Raw genomic sequence first — 17096 nt, 5'->3', positions numbered from 1 at the left:
GGGGGGGGGGGGGGGGGGGGGGGGGGGGGGGGGGGGGGGGGGGGGGGGGGGGGGCCCCCCCCCCCCCCCCCCCCCGGGGTGGGGGGGGCCCCCCCCCCCCCCGCCGGGGGGGCCCCACGCCCGGCGACCTGCTACCGGTCCCCGGCCTCGCCGTCGCCGCCCCGCACGGGCGCCCCGGACGTGACCTCCTGCTGCTCTGCCGACGCGGCGGCGTCGCTGTCGTCGGCGCGGTGCCGCGCGGCGGCGGTGGCCCGCCGACCCGAGAGCACCAGCCAGAGGCCGACGAGCAGCGCCAGCGCACCGATGACCGCCAGCCCGAGCGGGATGGTCCGACCGATCAACTGCAACTTGTCCCGGTTGTTCCCGGCGGACTCCACGCTGTTGGCGATGGTCTGGTCGGTGTAGACGAAGTCGGCGTCCAGCAGCGCGGTGGCCGTGCCCTGGTCCGGCACCAGCGTCTTCTTCTGCTGCTCCCGCACCTTGACGAAGTTGCCGCTGACCGGCTCGACCCAGATGGTGCGGGTGTTGCTGTACATCACCTTGCCGCTGGTCGCGCCCGGCGCGAACGCCCCGAGCAGGCCGCTGACCCGGTCGGCCGGCAGGCCCAGGTCGGTCTCCTCGATGACCTGCTGGAACCGGTACGCCTCGATGCCGTCGACCTTCTCGGTGCCGTCGAACCGGATCGGCAGCGCCTTGCGCACGTCACGGTCGAAGTACTCGTAGTCCTTGCGCTCGGTGTGGAACGGGAACTTGTAGACCTGCCCGCCGAAGGTGACCTCGCTCGGCCCCTCCGGCCCGTCGGCCTGGAGGAACTGCTTGTCCCACCCGACCGCGGCAGCGGTCCGCCGGTCCAGCGCCAACTCCGCGGAGTACTGGCTGATCACCTCACCGGTCTGGGTCCACTTGACCGTGCCGTACGCGCCCCAGACGACCGCCTCGCCCTCCAGGTCGCCGGTCATCTCCGCCTCGGTGACGCCGGCCTGCGGCGCCACCTCGGTGGTGGCCTCCAGCGTGCCGGTCTGGACCGTCGGCGGGGCGTCCTTCTTCAGCTGCAGGAACTTCGCGTTCTCCGCCACCGCGACGCTCGGCTTCAGGCACCCCTCGGGCTTGCCCTCCGCGTTGCAGAGTGCGAGGTCGTACGGCAGTTTCGTCACCGTCGGTGCCACGAAGAACGCCGCTCCCGCGGCGAGCACGAGACACAAGACGCCTATCCCGAACAGCAGGGCGCCCAGGCGAGCCTTCACTGATCCTCCCAACAAAGACAGTCAGCCGGTGTCCGGCGAGGGGGTCCTGTCCCTAAACTTGGCCGCAGGTTACTCCCGGGTTACATATTCACGCGACCCTCTGGACGGTTGATGTCTGCCCCCACCACCGATCAGGGCCTCCGCCGGCTGCCCGCGCTCGACGCCGTACGGGTGATCGGCGCGCTGGCCGTCGTCGGGCACCACGTCGGGTTCGCCACGGGCGCGAACACCGGCGACTCGGGGCTGGGCAGCTGGCTGTCCCGGCTCGACGTGGGCGTCGCCGTCTTCTTCGTGCTCTCCGGGTTCCTGCTCTTCCGCCCGTACGCGCACACGCTGGCGACCCGGCAGCGGCCCCCGTCCGCCCGGCGCTACCTGTGGCGACGCGCGACCCGGATCCTGCCCGCGTACTGGGTGACCGTGGTGGTCTGCCTGCTGGTGCTGCCGCAGAACCGGCCGGCGTCCGCCGGCGACTGGTGGCGGCACCTGGCGCTGGCCCAGATCTACGAGCCCCGGCAGTTGCGGCACGGCCTCAGCCAGACGTGGAGCCTCGCCACCGAGGCGGCCTTCTACCTGCTGCTCCCGCTGCTGGCCGCGCTCCTGCTCGGCCGGCGCTGGCGTCCCGGCCGGACGACCGTCGTCATCGTCGTGGCGGGGCTGGCGGTCACCGCCGGCTGGGTGGCCCTGATGGGGCTCGGCCTGCTCGACCTGGGCCTGCACACCATGTGGCTGCCGTCCTACGCCGGCTGGTTCGGCGCCGGCATGGCGCTGGCCACCGTCCACGTGTCGCTGCGCACCGGCACCGGGCACCGGTGGCGGTGGCTGGACGACCTCGGCACGGCGCCGCTGGCGTGCTGGTCGGTCGCGCTGGCCGCGCTGGCCGTCGCCACCACGCCGATCGGCGGGCCCCGGGACCTGGCCGAACCCACCGCCGCCCAGTTCGGGCTGAAGATGGCGCTGTACGCCGTGGTGGCGGTGATGCTGGTGCTGCCGGTGGCGTTCGGGCCGGACACCCGGACCAAGGCCGTCCTCGGTGGCGTCGTCGGCCGGTGGCTCGGCCGGGTCTCCTACGGGCTGTTCCTCTGGCACCCCTTCGTGCTGGAGGGGATCTACCTCCTCACGGACCGGCCGAACTTCACCGGCGACACGGGCCAGATCTTCCTGCTCACCGTCGCCGGCGGGCTGGTCCTCGCCGCGCTCAGCTACTACGCCGTCGAGCGCCCCTTCCAACGCTGGAACGGGCCGTGGCCGCGCCGCGGCGGGAGCACGACCGAGAACCAGAGCACCGTCACGGCCGCGACCGCCGCCAGTTGAGGCACCGCCGCGGTGTGCCCGCCGCGGGTCACCGCGTACCAGCCGGCCAGCGCGAAGCAGCCCACCGGCAGCCAGCGTCCGGCCACCCGGTACAGCCGGTGCAGCCGGTGCCGGTCCGGCGGGTGCAGCTGCGGCTCCAGCACGTGACCGGCCAGCACACCGGCCGCCGCCAGCAGCGCGACCGCGACCGCCGCCAGGCCACCGAACAGCAGCAGCGCCACCCCACCGAAGAGCAGGGCGAGCAGTCGGTGCCGGCGGCGACGCGCCGGAGCCGCCAACGGTGGCGGGACACGCCGGCTCGGCAGCGCGGCGGCCACCCCGACCCCGCCCAGCAGGATCGCGCCGACGCCCAGCGCCACGACGTAGCCGTCGTCCGGGGCGAACCGGAGCAGCACCTCGCCGGAGAAACCGGCCGGCACCAGCCAGCCCTGCTGCCAGCCGTCCACCACGAACGGGGTGAGCCGCCTGCCGCCCGCGGTGGCCTCCCACCCCGCGTTGGCGTTCTCCCGCAGGGCCAGCACCCGCTGGCCCGGATACGCGTCCAGGTGCAGCGACCGCCGGGTGGCCGCCCAGCCGTCCACCCGGACCGGGGTCTGGGTGGCCTCCGGCACGCCCGCCGTGCCGGCCGCGCCGCCGTCGGTGCGCCCCGGAACGACGGCGTCGGGGGTGAGGACGAGCCGGGCCGGCGTTGCCAGGCGGCTCGCCGTCGCCACCACCCGCACCTCCCCGCCGGCCAGCGGCAGCGGATCCTCCGCACGGGCGCCGCAGAGCACCGCGCCCACCTCGCGCAGCTCCACCAACTCCCGCCGGCTGGCCACGAGCGCCGTCCGGCGCCGGTGGGTCCCGACCTCGACGGTGGGCCCGGTGCCGCAGGGAAGCGTGACGTGCTCCTCCGGGTCGTTGCGCAGCACCGGGCCCTCGGGCAGCACGATCAGCTCGCCCACGCCGACGGGCAGGCTCCGCGACAACCGCCGGTACGGGTCAAAGGTGTTGGCCGGCACGACGTCGGAGATCAGCACGGTGATCTGGTCGGTCTTCAGCGGCCGGTCGAAGACCAGGCTGCCGCCCTCGTCGAAGACGCCGCCGCGCATGCCGCCGTCCCCGATCACGGTCGCCTGCCACGGGCGGGCGGCCGCTGCCGTGGGTGGCAGGGTCACCTTCAGCCCGGCGATCTGGCGCGCCTTGGGCCAGGTCAGGCGCAGCCACGGCTGCCGGTCCGACGCGGCGGCGTACCACGTCGTCGCCGGGTCGCCGTCGACGACCGCGCCCGGCCGGGCCGCGGGGTGGGGAACGCCGATGCTGGAGGCGGCGACCGCCGGGCTGACGCCGCGCGCGACGGCCGCCTCGCCACCGCCGTCGAGCAACGCGTTCAGGGCGCTCCCCGCCCGGGGGCGTACCCGCAGCGCCACGTCGTAGCCGGCGGCGATCGGCAGGCTCAGCGTCCGGTCGATCCGGTCGCCGTCCTCGGACTCCCTGGCCAGCCCGCCGTCGCAGATCGGCCGGCCCTCGTCGAAGACGCAGGGCGAGGCGCCGGCAGCGGCCGTGAGCACCACGGCCGCCGGGGCGGCGCTGGCCGGCGGCGCCGGCACGGCCAGGGTCCGCTCGACCCGCAGGCCGGGGATGGACAACTCGGCGATGCCGACGCCGCCGAAGCCGGCCCGGATGTCGAAGACCTGGTCGACGGAGACCCGGATCCGGCGGGTCGGGTGGCCGGCGGGCACCGTGACCTGCACGCTCTGGCCCGGGTTCTCCACCACCGCCTGCTGGTTGCCGGCGGCGACGGTGATCCGGGTGGGCAGGGAGTCGGCGCCGGTGTCGAAAACGAGCCCCACGTCGCGGACCACCTGCGGCTCGGTCAACTCCACCTCCAGCCACTGCTCGGTGGCCAGGGTGCCCGGCGCCGAGCGCCAGGAGGTGGCGAGGCTGCCGTCGAGCGCCGCGTACGGCTGGTGCGCCGGCCGGCCGCCGACCAACGGCTGGGCGTCCGACCAGGAGCTCGACGCGGTGACCGACTCGATGCCGAGGTAGCGCACGGTGGTCGCCTGGTCCTCGCCCCACGGCGGCAGGTAGTCCCGGGCGGGCGCGCCGAGCCGCGACTCGTCGGCGGGTGTCATGGTCGCCGAGGCGTTGTCGTGTGGTTGGCCGAACGCGACCTCACGCCGACGCAACCCGTCGGTGAGCACCACCGGGCTGCCGGCCAGCCCCGCCGGCCGGTCCCCCGCCAGCACCGTCGGGGCGTCCGAGAGCCGGCCGGCCGCGGCGACCTGGAGCAGCGACTCCGGCCCGCCCACCACCGTGGTCAGCCCCTCCGTGTCGTACGCGACGACCGGGCTGACCGGCTTCTCGACCTCGTACACCTCCAGGGCCCGGACCTTCACGTCCAGCCCGTGGTCGACGAAGTTGCCGGGCAGTTGGCCGCCGCCGACCTCCGGCCCGAAGGCGCGCACCGCACGGATGCCGGGTGAGCGTTGCAGCGCCTGCCGGACCACCACCGGCTGGGTGGCCCCGGAGCGCCCGTAGTCGAGATCGGAGCGGAGCAGCAGGTACCGCACGCCCGAGCGGGCGAGCAGGTCGGCCAGCCCGGCGGAGCCCTCGCCGTTGGCCAGCGCGGCCTCGACGGTGTCGAGCAGGCGGATCGTGCCCGGCGGGGTGAGCGGCACGGAGCTGCGCACCGCCCAGCCGCTCTCCAACAGGGGCTGGGTGACCTCGTCGCTCGGGCTGCCCCAGAGGTAGCGGGGGAAACGGGCGGCGGGCACCACCAGCACCCGGTCCATGCCGAGGTTGCGGTCCAGCCAGGACGTCGCCTGGTGCCAGTAGCCGGGCACCTCGCGGAAGCTGCCCTGGGCGGGCAGCCCGGCGGCCAGGGCGGGCGCGGCCACCCCGGCGACCGCGACGAGGGCGGTGCCGGTGACCAGGGTGGCACGCAGCCGCACCGGCTGGAGCAGGCGGGGCAGGCCGGGGTTCAGGTCGGGCCGGTCGGCCGCCCGGGCCGCCCGCGCCACCAGCCCGAGCAGGTGGGCCAGGCCGAGGATGAGCGGCAGCCGGAGCACCACGTCGAACTTGTGCACGTTGCGCAGCGGTGCGCCGGCCGCGTCGAGGAAGTCCCGCTGCGTCTGCGCGCCCAGCCCGTCGACCGCACCGACGTGACCGAGCCCGACCAGGGCCAGCCCGACCAGCAGGCCGGTGATCAGGAGACGCCGGTGCGGCATGCCCCGCCGGGCCAGGCCGACCAGGCCGAGGCCGGCGACCACCAGGGTCGCGACGACCAGCGGTCGCTCGGTGGCCAGCCGCCAGCCGGCAGACCAGGGCGGCCCGTACGCGCCGTTGAGGTACGCGTGCCAGTGCGAGGCGCCGCGCAGCACGGTGGTCGTGTCGGTGGGTGCGGTGGTGACCGGCGCCGTCTCGATGTAGTCGAGGAACGGCGGACTGTACCGGCCCAGCAGGAGCAGGGGCACCAGCCACCAGGCGGTCGCCGCGCCCACCGCCAGGCCCCAGGCGGCCAATGCCGTGATCCGCAGCCGGAACGGGTGCAGGCCGACCAGCAGGAGGCCGGCCAGCGGCACGACGGCCAGTACCGCCGTCGCGTTGACGCCCCCGGCACACGCCACCACCAGCGCGGACCGGGTGACCGCGCGGCGCACCGACCCGCCTCGGGCCAGCCCCACCAGGGGCACCAGCACCCAGGGGGCGAGGGCGCTCGGCCACGCCTCCACCGAGATCGGGCCGAGCTCGGTGACCAGCCGGGGGGAGAGCGCGAAGGCGACCCCGGCGACCAGCCGGGCCGCCGGCGTGCCGACGTGCAGCCGCTCGGCCAGCCGGACCACGCCGGTGCAGGCCACCGTCATGAGCAGCGCCCACCAGAGCCGCTGCACCACCCAGGCCGGGATGGCGAGCAGCTTGCCGAGGAGGAAGAACGGGCCCATCGGCCAGAGGTAGCCGTACGCCTGATTCTGGAGCTGGCCGAAGGTCCCGTCCGGGTCCCAGACGTGCAGGGCGCGACTCAACCATCCGGCCGGATCGACCGCCAGGTCCACCTTGGTGTCGATGGCGATCATGCCCGGATCCTGGAGGAACGCCAGGGCCGACAAACCGAGACAGACCGCGACCAAGCGAAGACGCCACACCCTTGTCGATGTGTCGTCCGGCCGGTCGGTCAGCTCCGGACGGGCCGGCGCCTGCTGCATGTCGCCTCCGATGGGGCATTGCGGGGGGCGTGACGAAGCCCATAGTGTGACGCGACGCGAAGACTACTCGGCAGTAGGAGTAAGTGTGGAAGCACCGCCTGCCGCCAACCGGCACGTACTTTTCCTCAACTGGCGTGACATCCGGAACCCCGAGGGCGGCGGCTCGGAGGTGTACGTCGAGCGGATCGCCGGGGAACTCGTACGCCGGGGCCACCGCGCCACGCTGCTCTGCGCCACGCACTCCGCCGGTCCCGCCGAGGAGGTCACCGCCGACGGGGTGCGGGTGCTGCGTCGCGGCGGGCGGCACACCGTCTACCTGCGTGCCGCGTTGATCTACCTGGCCGGAGGGCTGGGCCTCGGGCCGCTGGCCCGGCGCCGGGGTGGCCGACCGGACGTGATCGTGGACGTGGGCAACGGCCTGCCCTTCCTCTCCGCCCTGTACGCCCTCTGTCCGGTGATCGCGCTGGTACACCACGTGCACCGGGAGCAGTGGCCCGTGGTGCTGGGCCGCTGGCTGGCGCGCTTCGGCTGGTGGGTGGAGTCCTGGCTGGCCCCGCGCGTCTACCGCCGGTGCCGGTACGTGACGGTCTCCGAGGCCACCCGCCGGGAGCTGGCCACCCTCGGCATCGATCTCGCCCGCATCGCCGTCGTGCACAACGGCACGCCGGACATGCCAGTCGGGCCGGTGCCGCGCACCCCGCACCCGTCCCTGGTGGTGCTCGGCCGGCTGGTGCCGCACAAGCAGGTCGAACTGGCCCTGCACGCGGTCGCCGGGCTCGCCGGCGAGCTGCCCGGCCTCACCCTCGTGGTCGCCGGTCAGGGCTGGTGGGAGCCGCACCTGCGCCGGCTCGCCAGCGAGCTGGGCATCACCGACCGGGTCCGGTTCACCGGCTTCGTCAGCGACGCGGAGAAGGGGGAACTGCTGGCCAGCGCGTGGGTCGCGCTCACTCCCTCGCTGAAGGAGGGCTGGGGGCTGACCATCGTGGAGGCCGGGGCGGTGGGCACGCCGACGATCGCGTTCCGCGGCGCCGGCGGGGTCGAGGAGGCGCTCGTCGACGGCGAGACCGGCCTGCTCGCGGACGACGTCGACGACTTCGTCGCCAAGGTGCGCGTGCTGCTCACCGACCACGCCCTGCGTACCGCGATGGGCGCGGCGGCGCGGGCGCACGCGGCCCGCTTCACCTGGCCGGTCTCGGGCGAAAAATTCGCGGCCCTCGTGGCGAGGGCCGCGAACGTTCGGGTGGTGGTGCCGGCGGAGCAGATGGAGCCGGTGGAGCCGTCCTACCTCGCGCCGTAGACCAGCGGCTTGTTGGCGCCACCGCTGCCACCGTCCGAGCTGGTCCGCGCGGACTGCTCGGCCTTGGCGGCCTCGGACGACGAGGTGCCGGTGAGGGTGGTGGCCAGCGCCACCGACCCGATGACGCCGAGAGCGACCGCGATCACTCCGGCGAGAACCAACGAGAGAGCACTGCGCATGGTGCTGACTTCCTCCTCGTGAGCTGCGTGCGCGGGACGTTACCACCAAGTAGCGACGGTGGGGAGGGCCACGAGGACGATCGATACCAGCCGGTGGGCGCGCTCGCGGCCGGTCAGCCGCCCGCCATCGGGTTCTCGTACAGGGTCAGGTCCGTGCCGGCGTGCACCTCGCGGAGCCCGACCAGCATCGCCGGGTCCACCCGGTGGCCGCCGGCCACCCGTTGCACCACCACCCAGCGCACACCGGTGGCCGTCACCGGAGCACCGGTGGCGAGCACCCGCCGCACCTGCGCCGCCCGCGGATTCTCCCCGCTCACCTCGCTCGGGCCAACCCAGAGCGTGTCGTCGACGAGGACGTCGGCGTCGACGTAGCGGGGCAGCGGGTCGAGCGCCGTCCGACCGCCGTTCCACGGGTACGCCCGGTAAGCCCCGAACGGCAGCGAGAGCACCTCGCCCGGCCGGCCGTCGAGGCGGGCGGCGACGGCGTTCCAGTCCGCCGGATAGGCCACCGGTCGCAGCCGGCCGGCCGCGCCGAACGCCAGGTCCGGCAGCACCACCACGGGCAGGACCAGCGCCCCGGCGAGCACCGCACCCGCGCCCACCCGACCGGCCCGACCCGCCGCCTCGGCCAGCCGCTCCACGCCGAGCGCGAACCCGACGGCGACCAGCAGGGCGTACGGGACGAGGAACTTCTGCCCGTCGCGCAGCACCCCGGCCCCCGGCACCGTGGCCACCGACCACTCCAGCAGCCCGCCCAAGCCGGGCAGCACGCCCAGAGCGGCGAGCAGGAAACCGCCGGCCGCCAGCCCGGCGAGCCGGTGCGCGAGCCCACCCGACCACCGGCGGCTCAACGTCCGGTAGCCGAGGACCGCCACGGCCAGCACGACGGCGGTGGCCACCGGCGCCAGCGGGGACGAGCGGCTCTCCGGCGTCGTCTGCGCGTTCCAGATCCCGCCGGTGCCGGCCAGCGCGCCGAGCGCGCCACTCCAGTTCTCCGCCCGCGCCGCGAACGCCGCCACCCCGTCGGGGTCGGTCCGGGCATCCGCCCGGGTCAGGGCCGCCGCCACCAACCAGGGCGCGTTCAGCAGCAGCACGAGCCCCACCGCAGCCGCCCCGACCCGGCCCCCGGCCCGCCGCGACACCAGCACGACGGTGCTGGCCAGGGCGATGAGGCCGCCGGTCGGGGTCACCGCCGCGGGCACGGCGGCCAGCACCAGCAGCGGCAGCGCCCGCCGCCCACCGGCGCGCAACCGGAGCACCGCCGACACCAGCCAGGGCAGCGACGCGTACGCCAGCAGCAGGCCCCAGTGCCCGATCAGCAGCCGTTCCGCCAGGTATGGCGTCCACGCGTACCCGACGGCGGCCACCAGCCGGGTGACCGGGCGCCGCGCCGGCACCAGCAACCCGGCGCCGACGGTGGCGAGCAGCAGCACCGCCACCAGCACCAGCCGCTGCACCAGCCAACCGGGCACCACCTGACTGGCCAGCGACACCAGGGCGTCCAACGGCACCGCCCGGGGCAGCGAGTCGGACGGGACGACGAGTTCCGCGCGCCACGGCTGGTGCGGCACGAAGACCATGTCGTAACTGAGCACGTATCCGGGAGCCGCCAGCGGAGCCAGCACCAGCAGGGTGACGGCCAGCCCGAGCCCGGCGAGCATCGACCTCTCCCGCAGGGTTGACCTCCTCACTACGCTGACCGGGCGTGGCACCGGCGTGGCGCCACTGTACGCGCGCCCGCCGCACAGCCGGGAGTGCCGGCGACCCGGGGCGGTGATGGAAACGGATTCGGACAGGCGCGGCCGGGCGACCGGTCTCGGCGCCGCAGGGGTGGCGGTGACGCTGGCCGGCGTCTTCGTCAACGGGCTGGCCTACGTGGTGCCCGTCCTCGGCGCCCGACACCTCGACCCGGCGGAGCTGAGCGCGCTGGCCACCCTCCTCGCGCTGGGCGCGATAGGCGGTGTGGCCGGCACCGGGCTGCAGATCGCGGTCGCCGTGCACCGGGCCCGCCACGGCCACGCCGCCACCACGCGACCGACCCTGCTCACGCTCGTCGTCACCGCCGTGCTGCTCGCCGTGACGCTGCCGGTGGCCGCCGTGCAGCTCCGGCTGGCCGCCCCGGCGGTGCTGCTGCTCGGCGTGCTCACCGTGGCGGTCGTCGCGGCCGGCCGCTGGCTCGGCGAGTTGCAGGGCGACCAGCGCTTCCTGCGGCTCGCCGGCGGCATGGCGCTGCTCGGCGCCGGACGCTACGGGGGCATGGTGGCGGGGCTCTCGCTCGGCGGCGGGCTCACCGGGTCGCTGCTGGCCGGGGCGGTCACCTCGGTCCTGGTGCTCGCCCTGCTGGTACGCCTCAACCGGGGCTCCGGCATCGACCCGACGGCACCCTCGCTCGCCACCCGGACCGTGCTCACCGCCAGCGGCGCCACGCTGGCGATGCTGGTCGTCTCGTACGTGGACCTGCTGCTCGCCCGCCGCTTCCTACCGCCGGACGTCTCCGGCACCTACGCCGTCGGCACCGTGCTGACCAAGGGCGCCCTCTGGGCGCCGCAGGTGGTGACCGTGATCGCGCTGCCCCGCCTGGCGAAGGGTGACCGCCGCGCCCTGGTCACCGCGCTGGCCCTGGTCGCCGGCGCCGGGGCGGTGCTGGTGCTGGGCTCGGCGCTGGCCGGCGGGCTCGCCTTCCGCCTGGCCGGCGGCCCGGCGTACGTCGGGTCCGGCCGCTACGCCCCACTCTTCGCCGCCACCGGCGCCCTGTACGCGGTGGTCTTCATCCTGGTGAACGCCCGGGTCGCGGCATCGGCCCGGTGGCCCGCCGCTCCACTGTGGCTGTCGACGGTGGTGTACGTGGCCGCGGTCGCGACCGTCGTGCCACGGAGCATCGCCGGGATCGCCGGGGCGGCCCTGGTGACGGCGGCCGTCACCGCCGTGGCGACCGGGCTGCTGACGATGGCCCAGGAACGCGGCGGCAGGGCGAAACCCGCCCGGACGGCCACTACCCATCCACCGGGAGCACATGTCACAGTGCGGGACGGATAACCAGGAGACGGGGGTTTCTGGTGAGCGTCAGCATGGCCACGACCGGATCCCGCCGACGGGAGGCCCGTCCGCACACCCGCTGGCTGCTCGTGCTGTACGCCGCCGCGCTGGTGGTCAGCCTGACCGCTGGCGTCCCCGGCCGGGCGCGCGCCGAGGGCGGCATGTCGGCCGAGCGGCTCACCGCCCTCTTCGACCGCTACGGCGACACCTCGGGCCGGTGGAACGGCGCCGACCGGACAGCCTCCGTCCGACTCCCCGACGGCCGGCTGCTCTGGCTCTTCTCCGACACCTTCCTCGGCCCGGTCGATCCGGACGGTTCCCGGCCCGACACCGCGTCGTTCATCAACAACTCGATGGTCGTGCAGCAGGGCGAGGAGCTGCGCGAGACCGTGCACGGCGGCACCGCCGAGGAGCCCGCTTCGCTGGTGCCACCACCGGCCGCCGACCAGTTCCACTGGGTCGGCGACGCCCAGGTCGTCGGCCAGAGCCTCCAGATGCTGGTCAACCGCTACCGCCGGACCGGCGCCGGCCCGCTGGACCACGTCCTGCTGGGCACGTCGCTGGCCACCTTCGCGTTACCCGGCCTGGCTCCCACCGCCGTCCGGCCGCTGCCGCTGGGGCAGCGGATCTCCTGGGGCTCCGCGCTGCTCCGCGACGGCGGGCACACCTGGATCTACGGGACCGAGGCGAGCGGCGATACCAAGTTCGCGCACGTGGCCCGGGTCGCCGGGGACGATCTCACGGGCCCGTGGGAGTTCTGGACGGGCAGCGGCTGGGCGCCCGAGGTGGACCGGTCCGCCCGCGTCCTCAGCGGCGTCGGCACGTCGTACGGCGTGCAGCGGGTCGGGGACCGGTACGTGCTCGTGACCCACGAGAACAACCTCGTGTTCAGCGGCGACCTCGTGGCCTACTCCGCCGCCGGGCCGACGGGGCCGTTCGAGGGGCCGGACTACCTGCACAGCGCCGCGGAGACCGACGCCGGGCACCTCGTCTACGACGCCGACCTGCACCCCGACCTGGCCCGCCCGGGAAAGCTGCTGATCTCGTACAACGTCAACAACGTCGACGACGCGGTGACGTACGCCGACGCCGGCGTCTACCGGCCGCGTTTCGTCGAGGTCGACTGGCCCCGCCCCCGGCCGGACCGGGCCGACGTGCCGCCAGCTCCGGCCGCGCTCACCGCCGACGCCCAGGGCGCGGGCAACGCCGAGCTGCGCTGGCGTCCCGTCAGTGCCGATGACGACCCGCGTTACCTGGTCCACCGTCGAGACGTGACCGCCGGCCAGACCCACTTCGTCCGCATCGGCGAGCCGACCGCCGAGCCCCGCTTCTCCGCCGACTTCCTCGTCAACGGCCACGAGTACGAGTTCCGGGTGACCACGCTCGGGCGCCGGGGCGAAGGCCCGCCGTCGCCGGTGGCGCGGATGACCGCCACCGTGCCGCCACCTGCGCCGCCCGGCGGGCTGCGGGCGACGGCCGGGCGGACCGGGGACGTCGCGGTGCGCTGGGACCCGCTGCCGTTCGTCCAACTGTTCCGGCTGTACCAGCGCGACGTCACCTCGGGTCAGCGGGCACCGGCCCTGGTCGGCACGTTCACCGGCACCAGCGCGACCGTCGACTCGCTGTGGCACGCGCGGACGTACGAGTTCACCGTCGTCGCGGTCGGCGGCGGCGGGGACAGCCAACCCTCCGCGCCGGTCCGGGCCACCGCGTTCGTCACCCCGCCGGCCGCGCCGGCCCGGCCGACCGCCAGCCCCCAGCCGGACGGCGACATTCGGCTCAACTGGGCCAGCCTCGGACCGGGCGTCTCCTACCGCGTCTACCGACGGGACGTGACGGCGGGCGAGACCCGCCTCGGCTCGCCGTCACTGGACACCAGGGCGAACCACCTCGCCCGGTACCTCCGACACGACCACGAGTACGAGTTCGCCGTCAGCGCCGTCAACAGCGGCGGCGAGGGCCCCCTCTCCCCGCCGGTCCGGGCCCGGCCACGGTTCACCGCGCCGAAGGTGGTGCCGGCCGGCCTGCGGGTGACGAAGATCGGGCCGGGTCAGGTGGAGCTGGCCTGGCGCTCGACCAACCCCGGCGGGTGGCACCGCGTCTACCGGCGGGACCTCACCGCCGGGGAGCGGGAATTCACCGAGGAGAAGGTGGCCGTGCAGGGCACCGAGGCCACCATCCACCAGCTGCGCAACGGCCACGAGTACGAGTTCGCGGTCGCCGCCGCCAACCAGGCCGGTCCGGGTCGGCTGAGCAGGCCGGTCCGGGCCACGCCGCGGCTGCCCACGCCGGGCGGGCTGGCGGTGACGGCGAGCGGCAACGGTGAGGCGCGGCTGAGCTGGCGTCAGGCCGGCCCTGGCCTCGCCTACCGCGTCCAGCTCCGGGATGTCACGTCCGGTACGAGCTGGCGGACGGATCCGTACCCCGTGGCCGGAACCGACTTCACCGCCGTACTGCTGACCCGGGGCCACCGCTACGAGTTCCGGGTCGCGGCCACCGACGGCGTCGACACTGGTTCGCCGTCCGCGCCCGTCGCCGTGCTCGTGGAGTGAGTCAGGCTCCGGCGGCGAGCCAGGATCGGAGCAGGTGGTGGTCGATCGAGTCGACCCGGCCGAGCGGCCACCCGGCAGCCACCCGCTCGCGCAGCTCGTCCCGGGTGAACCAGCGCGCCTCCAGCAGTTCCTCGCCGTCCACCCGCACCTCCTCGGACGCGGCGGTGGCCCGGAAGCCGACCATCAGTCCCGCCGGGAACGGCCACGCCTGCGACCCCACGTACGTCAGGTCGGTCACCGTCACCCCGGCCTCCTCGGCCATCTCCCGCCGGACGGCGTCCTCCAGGCTCTCGCCCACCTCCACGAAACCGGCGAGCGTCGAGTACGCCCCCTCGCGCGCGCCCGCGTGCCGGGCCAGCAGGCAGCGGTCCGGGGCTCCGGGCGCCTCGACCAGCACGATGACCGCCGGTTCGATCCGGGGAAAGAGGAGCCGGCCGCAGTCCGCCCCGGTGCAGGACCGGACGTGTCCCCCGCCCCGGGCCACGGTCGACGCCCCGCAGGCGCCGCAGAAGCGCTGCTGCCGGTGCCAGTGCAGCAGCCCCCGCGCGTACGCCTGGACGGCCGCCTCGGCCGGACCGAGCCGGCCGACCAACGCCCGGACGTCCACGGCGGCGTCCGCCCCGGCCGCCTCGACGGCGGCGGCCTCGGACAGGCCGGAAAGGTCCACCGCGAAGACGGCCGACGTGTCGTCGCCCAGGCCCAGGAAGGCGGTCTCGTCGGCGAGGGCGAGCACCCCGGCCGCCAGGTCGCCGGTCAACCGCACCGGCACGTCCTCCGCGACCAGGCAGCGGTCCCGCCAGAACGGCAGGACGACGCTGCCCGGGTCGGCCATCAGCGCCGCGATCCGCTCCGGGTCGGCGCGCAACTCCCCCGCCCGGTCCAGCCAGCCGCCGCCGTACGCCAGGACCGCCTCGTCCGCTCGCATGCCCCTACCGTGCCATGGCCGCCGCCGCGCCCCGCGCCCGGGCGGCCCCCCGCCAACACGCCGCGCGACACGCGCTGCCGCAACGGGAGGGGCGCAGACTGCCGCCGTGCCGGGCCGCCGGTTACCGTAGGTGTCTTCCGGGCGGGGCGCGCGCTCCCCCCCTTGTGGTATGCCCCGATCGAGGTGACCGTGACGCTGTACGGCGAGAAGAACCCACCCGCCGACGACCGGCCCACCGTGCAGGTCACCGCGGTGACCTGGCCGGGTGACGAGCCGGAGCCCGTCGTGCCCGCCGGCCGACCGGGCGGAGGGTCCCGGTCGCGCCGGGTCCGCCTGCTGCTCGCCGCCGGTGTCGCCACGGCGGTGCTGGCCTCCGTGGCGGGGGTGGGTGCCTACGCGTACGCCGGTGACGTGCCCCGCGGGACGACGGTGCTCGGGGCGGAGCTCGGCGGAAAGAGCCGCGCGGACGCCGCCCGGGAACTGCGGGCGGCGCTGGACCGCCGCGCCGCCGAGATCGCGGCCCCCCTGTCGGTACGCGTCGGCGAGCGAACCGCCGAGATCGTCCCGGCCGAGGTCGGCCTGGCGGTCGACGTCAACGCCACCGTGGCGGCGGCGGCCGAGGCGGACGCGCACGCGGTCGACCGGCTCGTCGGGTCCCGCACGGTCCAGCCGGTGGTGACCGTGGACGTCGCCCGACTCGACGCCGCCCTGAAGAAGGTGGCCGGCGACCAGGGCCGGAAGATGACGATGCCGGCGATCACCTGGAAGGGCACCACGCCGAAGGCGGTGCACCCGAAGCCGAGCCTCGCGCTGGATCCGGAGCGCTCCGCGCAGGTGGTGCGGGAGGGCTGGCTGAGCCGCCAGCCGGTGACCGTGCCGCTGGTCGAGACGCACCCGGCGACCACCGCCGAGGAGGTGGACCGGCTGGTCGCCGAGCTGGCGGAGCCGGCCGTCGCCGCGCCGGTCACGCTCACCACCGACAAGGGCTCCGTGCAGATCCCGCCGAAGGCGATCGCGAGGAGCCTGCGGTTCACCGCCGACGAGGCCGGCAAGCTGACCCCACAGGTCGACGTGAAGCGGCTGCGCGCCGCGCTCGGCGACGACCTGGCGACGATCGAGGTGCCGCCGAAGGACGCCCGGATGACCATCTCCGGAGGCAAGCCGAAGGTCGTCGACGGCAAGCCGGGGCAGCAGCTCGACAGCGCCGCCCTCGGCCGCGACCTGCTGGCCGTCCTGTCGAAGGCGGAGGACCGGAAGGTCACCGGCGAGCTGAAGCCGGCCGAGCCGGAGCTGACCACGGAGAAGCTGGCCGGGCTCGGCATCAAGGAGCGGGTGTCCACGTTCACCACCCGGTTCACCGGTGGGCTCTCCTCGCCGCGCAGCCAGAACATCATCACGATCGCCAAGGACGTGGACGGCACGGTCGTGCTGCCCGGCGAGACGTTCTCGCTCAACGGGCACACCGGTGAGCGCGGCTACGCCCAGGGCTACCGGGACGCCCCGGTCATCCTGAACGGCAAGCTGGTGCCGGGCGTGGGCGGCGGCACCTCGCAGTTCACCACCACGCTGTTCAACGCGACCTACTACGCGGGCCTGGAGGACGTCGAGCACAAGCCGCACTCGTACTGGTTCAGCCGGTACCCGGCGGTCATCGAGTCGACCATCTTCTGGCCGGACCTGGACTTCAAGTTCCGCAACAACACCGAGTACGGCGTCCTGATCGACACCTCGTACACGTCCAGTTCCATCACGGTGTCCGTCTGGAGCACCAAGATCTGGGACAGCGTGAAGACGGAGTACAGCCCGCGGCGCAACATCACCCAGCCGAAGACCGTCTATCTGGAGCCGGGCCCCACCTGCATCCCCGCCAGCGGCAGCCAGGGCTTCACCCAGGACGCCTTCCGGGTCATCAAGAAGGACGGCAAGGTCGTCAAGCGGGAGAAGTTCACCTGGCGCTACGACGCCGAGCCGCGCTTCATCTGCGCCCGCGAACCGTCCTGACGTCCGTCCCACTCCCGCACGTCGCTGCCCCGCCTGCCCCGCCGGCGGGGCAGCTCCTTTCCGGCGTACGCACACCCGCGCGGGCTCTGTTCCTCACCAGGCGGCGGATCTCGGACGGGTGCGTGACTCCTTCGGCCTGATCGGGCGTGGGCCTGCCTCGGTCCGCGTCCCGTTCTGTGTGGCGGCCCAGGTGGGGTGGGGGTGGGCGCTGCCTGAGGCGTTTGTTGCGGTGTCGGGTGGGTGGGGGTGGGGGGGGGGGGGGGGCGGGCGCGGGGGGGGGGGGGGGGGCGGGCCCCCCCCCCCCCCCGCCCGCCCCCCCCCCCCCCCGCCCCCCCCCCCCCCCCCCCCCCCCCCCCCCCCCCCCCCC

General features: G+C 75.1%; 9 protein-coding genes and 1 pseudogene. 5 read left to right on the top strand and 5 right to left on the bottom strand.

Features of this window, described 5'->3' with window-relative positions; genetic code table 11:
* Positions 1-131 precede the first annotated feature (131 nt).
* A complete protein-coding gene (locus tag ACGF5G_RS35180) occupies positions 132-1244 on the bottom strand; it encodes a DUF3068 domain-containing protein (RefSeq protein WP_393271163.1) in 1113 nt (370 codons plus the stop codon).
* 111 nt (positions 1245-1355) lie between these two features.
* On the opposite strand from ACGF5G_RS35180, the gene ACGF5G_RS35175 reads away from it, so the two are divergent.
* Entirely contained in the window at positions 1356-2555 is a 1200-nt protein-coding gene (locus ACGF5G_RS35175) for an acyltransferase family protein (protein WP_393271161.1), read from the top strand.
* On the opposite strand, the gene ACGF5G_RS35170 is transcribed toward ACGF5G_RS35175, so the two are convergent.
* Complete coding sequence (locus ACGF5G_RS35170) at positions 2447-6739, bottom strand: alpha-(1->3)-arabinofuranosyltransferase family protein (protein ID WP_393271159.1); 4293 nt, start codon at positions 6737-6739, stop codon at positions 2447-2449. The genes ACGF5G_RS35175 and ACGF5G_RS35170 overlap by 109 nt on opposite strands.
* Before the next feature lie 85 nt (positions 6740-6824).
* On the opposite strand from ACGF5G_RS35170, the gene ACGF5G_RS35165 reads away from it, so the two are divergent.
* Positions 6825-8036, top strand: a complete 1212-nt coding sequence (locus ACGF5G_RS35165; protein ID WP_393271157.1) for a glycosyltransferase family 4 protein — start codon at positions 6825-6827, stop codon at positions 8034-8036.
* Here the strand turns inward: ACGF5G_RS35165 and ACGF5G_RS35160 are convergent.
* Together ACGF5G_RS35160 and ACGF5G_RS35155 are read right to left on the bottom strand one after the other, a co-directional pair.
* Complete coding sequence (locus tag ACGF5G_RS35160) at positions 8021-8215, bottom strand: hypothetical protein (RefSeq protein ID WP_393271155.1); 195 nt, start codon at positions 8213-8215, stop codon at positions 8021-8023. The genes ACGF5G_RS35165 and ACGF5G_RS35160 overlap by 16 nt on opposite strands.
* A 128-nt stretch (positions 8216-8343) precedes the next feature.
* Positions 8344-9876: pseudogene (locus ACGF5G_RS35155) on the bottom strand (hypothetical protein); the annotation flags it as partial.
* A 115-nt stretch (positions 9877-9991) separates the two neighbouring features.
* Here ACGF5G_RS35155 and ACGF5G_RS35150 point away from each other — a divergent pair.
* The gene (locus ACGF5G_RS35150; RefSeq protein WP_393271153.1) at positions 9992-11251 is read left to right on the top strand and encodes a polysaccharide biosynthesis protein; all 1260 of its coding nucleotides are present in this window, start codon (positions 9992-9994) and stop codon (positions 11249-11251) included.
* 32 nt (positions 11252-11283) lie between these two features.
* Positions 11284-13803 (top strand): fibronectin type III domain-containing protein, encoded by a 2520-nt coding sequence (locus ACGF5G_RS35145; protein ID WP_393271152.1) that lies wholly within the window; start codon positions 11284-11286, stop codon positions 13801-13803.
* 1 nt (position 13804) lies between these two features.
* Here the strand turns inward: ACGF5G_RS35145 and nudC are convergent, their stop codons facing one another.
* Positions 13805-14728: an NAD(+) diphosphatase gene (gene nudC, locus ACGF5G_RS35140; protein ID WP_393271150.1), complete on the bottom strand. Its 924-nt coding sequence runs from the start codon at positions 14726-14728 to the stop codon at positions 13805-13807.
* Between the two features lie 183 nt (positions 14729-14911).
* Here nudC and ACGF5G_RS35135 point away from each other — a divergent pair, with 183 nt between their 5' ends.
* A complete protein-coding gene (locus tag ACGF5G_RS35135; protein WP_393271149.1) occupies positions 14912-16729 on the top strand; it encodes a VanW family protein in 1818 nt (605 codons plus the stop codon).
* Positions 16730-17096: the final 367 nt, after the last annotated feature.

Source organism: Micromonospora sp. NPDC047730, from assembly GCF_043204765.1.
Classification (GTDB): domain Bacteria; phylum Actinomycetota; class Actinomycetes; order Mycobacteriales; family Micromonosporaceae; genus Micromonospora.
Note: the sequence above shows the minus strand (reverse complement) of the source record. Positions and strands in the feature narration are given on the sequence as shown.

Excerpts from the sequence above, each read along its gene's own strand:
- ACGF5G_RS35150 (WP_393271153.1), top strand. The coding sequence starts at position 9,992 with ATGGAAACGGATTCGGACAGGCGCGGCCGGGCGACCGGTCTCGGCGCC.
- nudC (WP_393271150.1), bottom strand. The coding sequence starts at position 14,728 with ATGCGAGCGGACGAGGCGGTCCTGGCGTACGGCGGCGGCTGGCTGGAC.
- ACGF5G_RS35175 (WP_393271161.1), top strand. The coding sequence starts at position 1,356 with ATGTCTGCCCCCACCACCGATCAGGGCCTCCGCCGGCTGCCCGCGCTC.
- ACGF5G_RS35160 (WP_393271155.1), bottom strand. The coding sequence starts at position 8,215 with ATGCGCAGTGCTCTCTCGTTGGTTCTCGCCGGAGTGATCGCGGTCGCT.
- ACGF5G_RS35170 (WP_393271159.1), bottom strand. The coding sequence starts at position 6,739 with ATGCAGCAGGCGCCGGCCCGTCCGGAGCTGACCGACCGGCCGGACGAC.
- ACGF5G_RS35145 (WP_393271152.1), top strand. The coding sequence starts at position 11,284 with ATGGCCACGACCGGATCCCGCCGACGGGAGGCCCGTCCGCACACCCGC.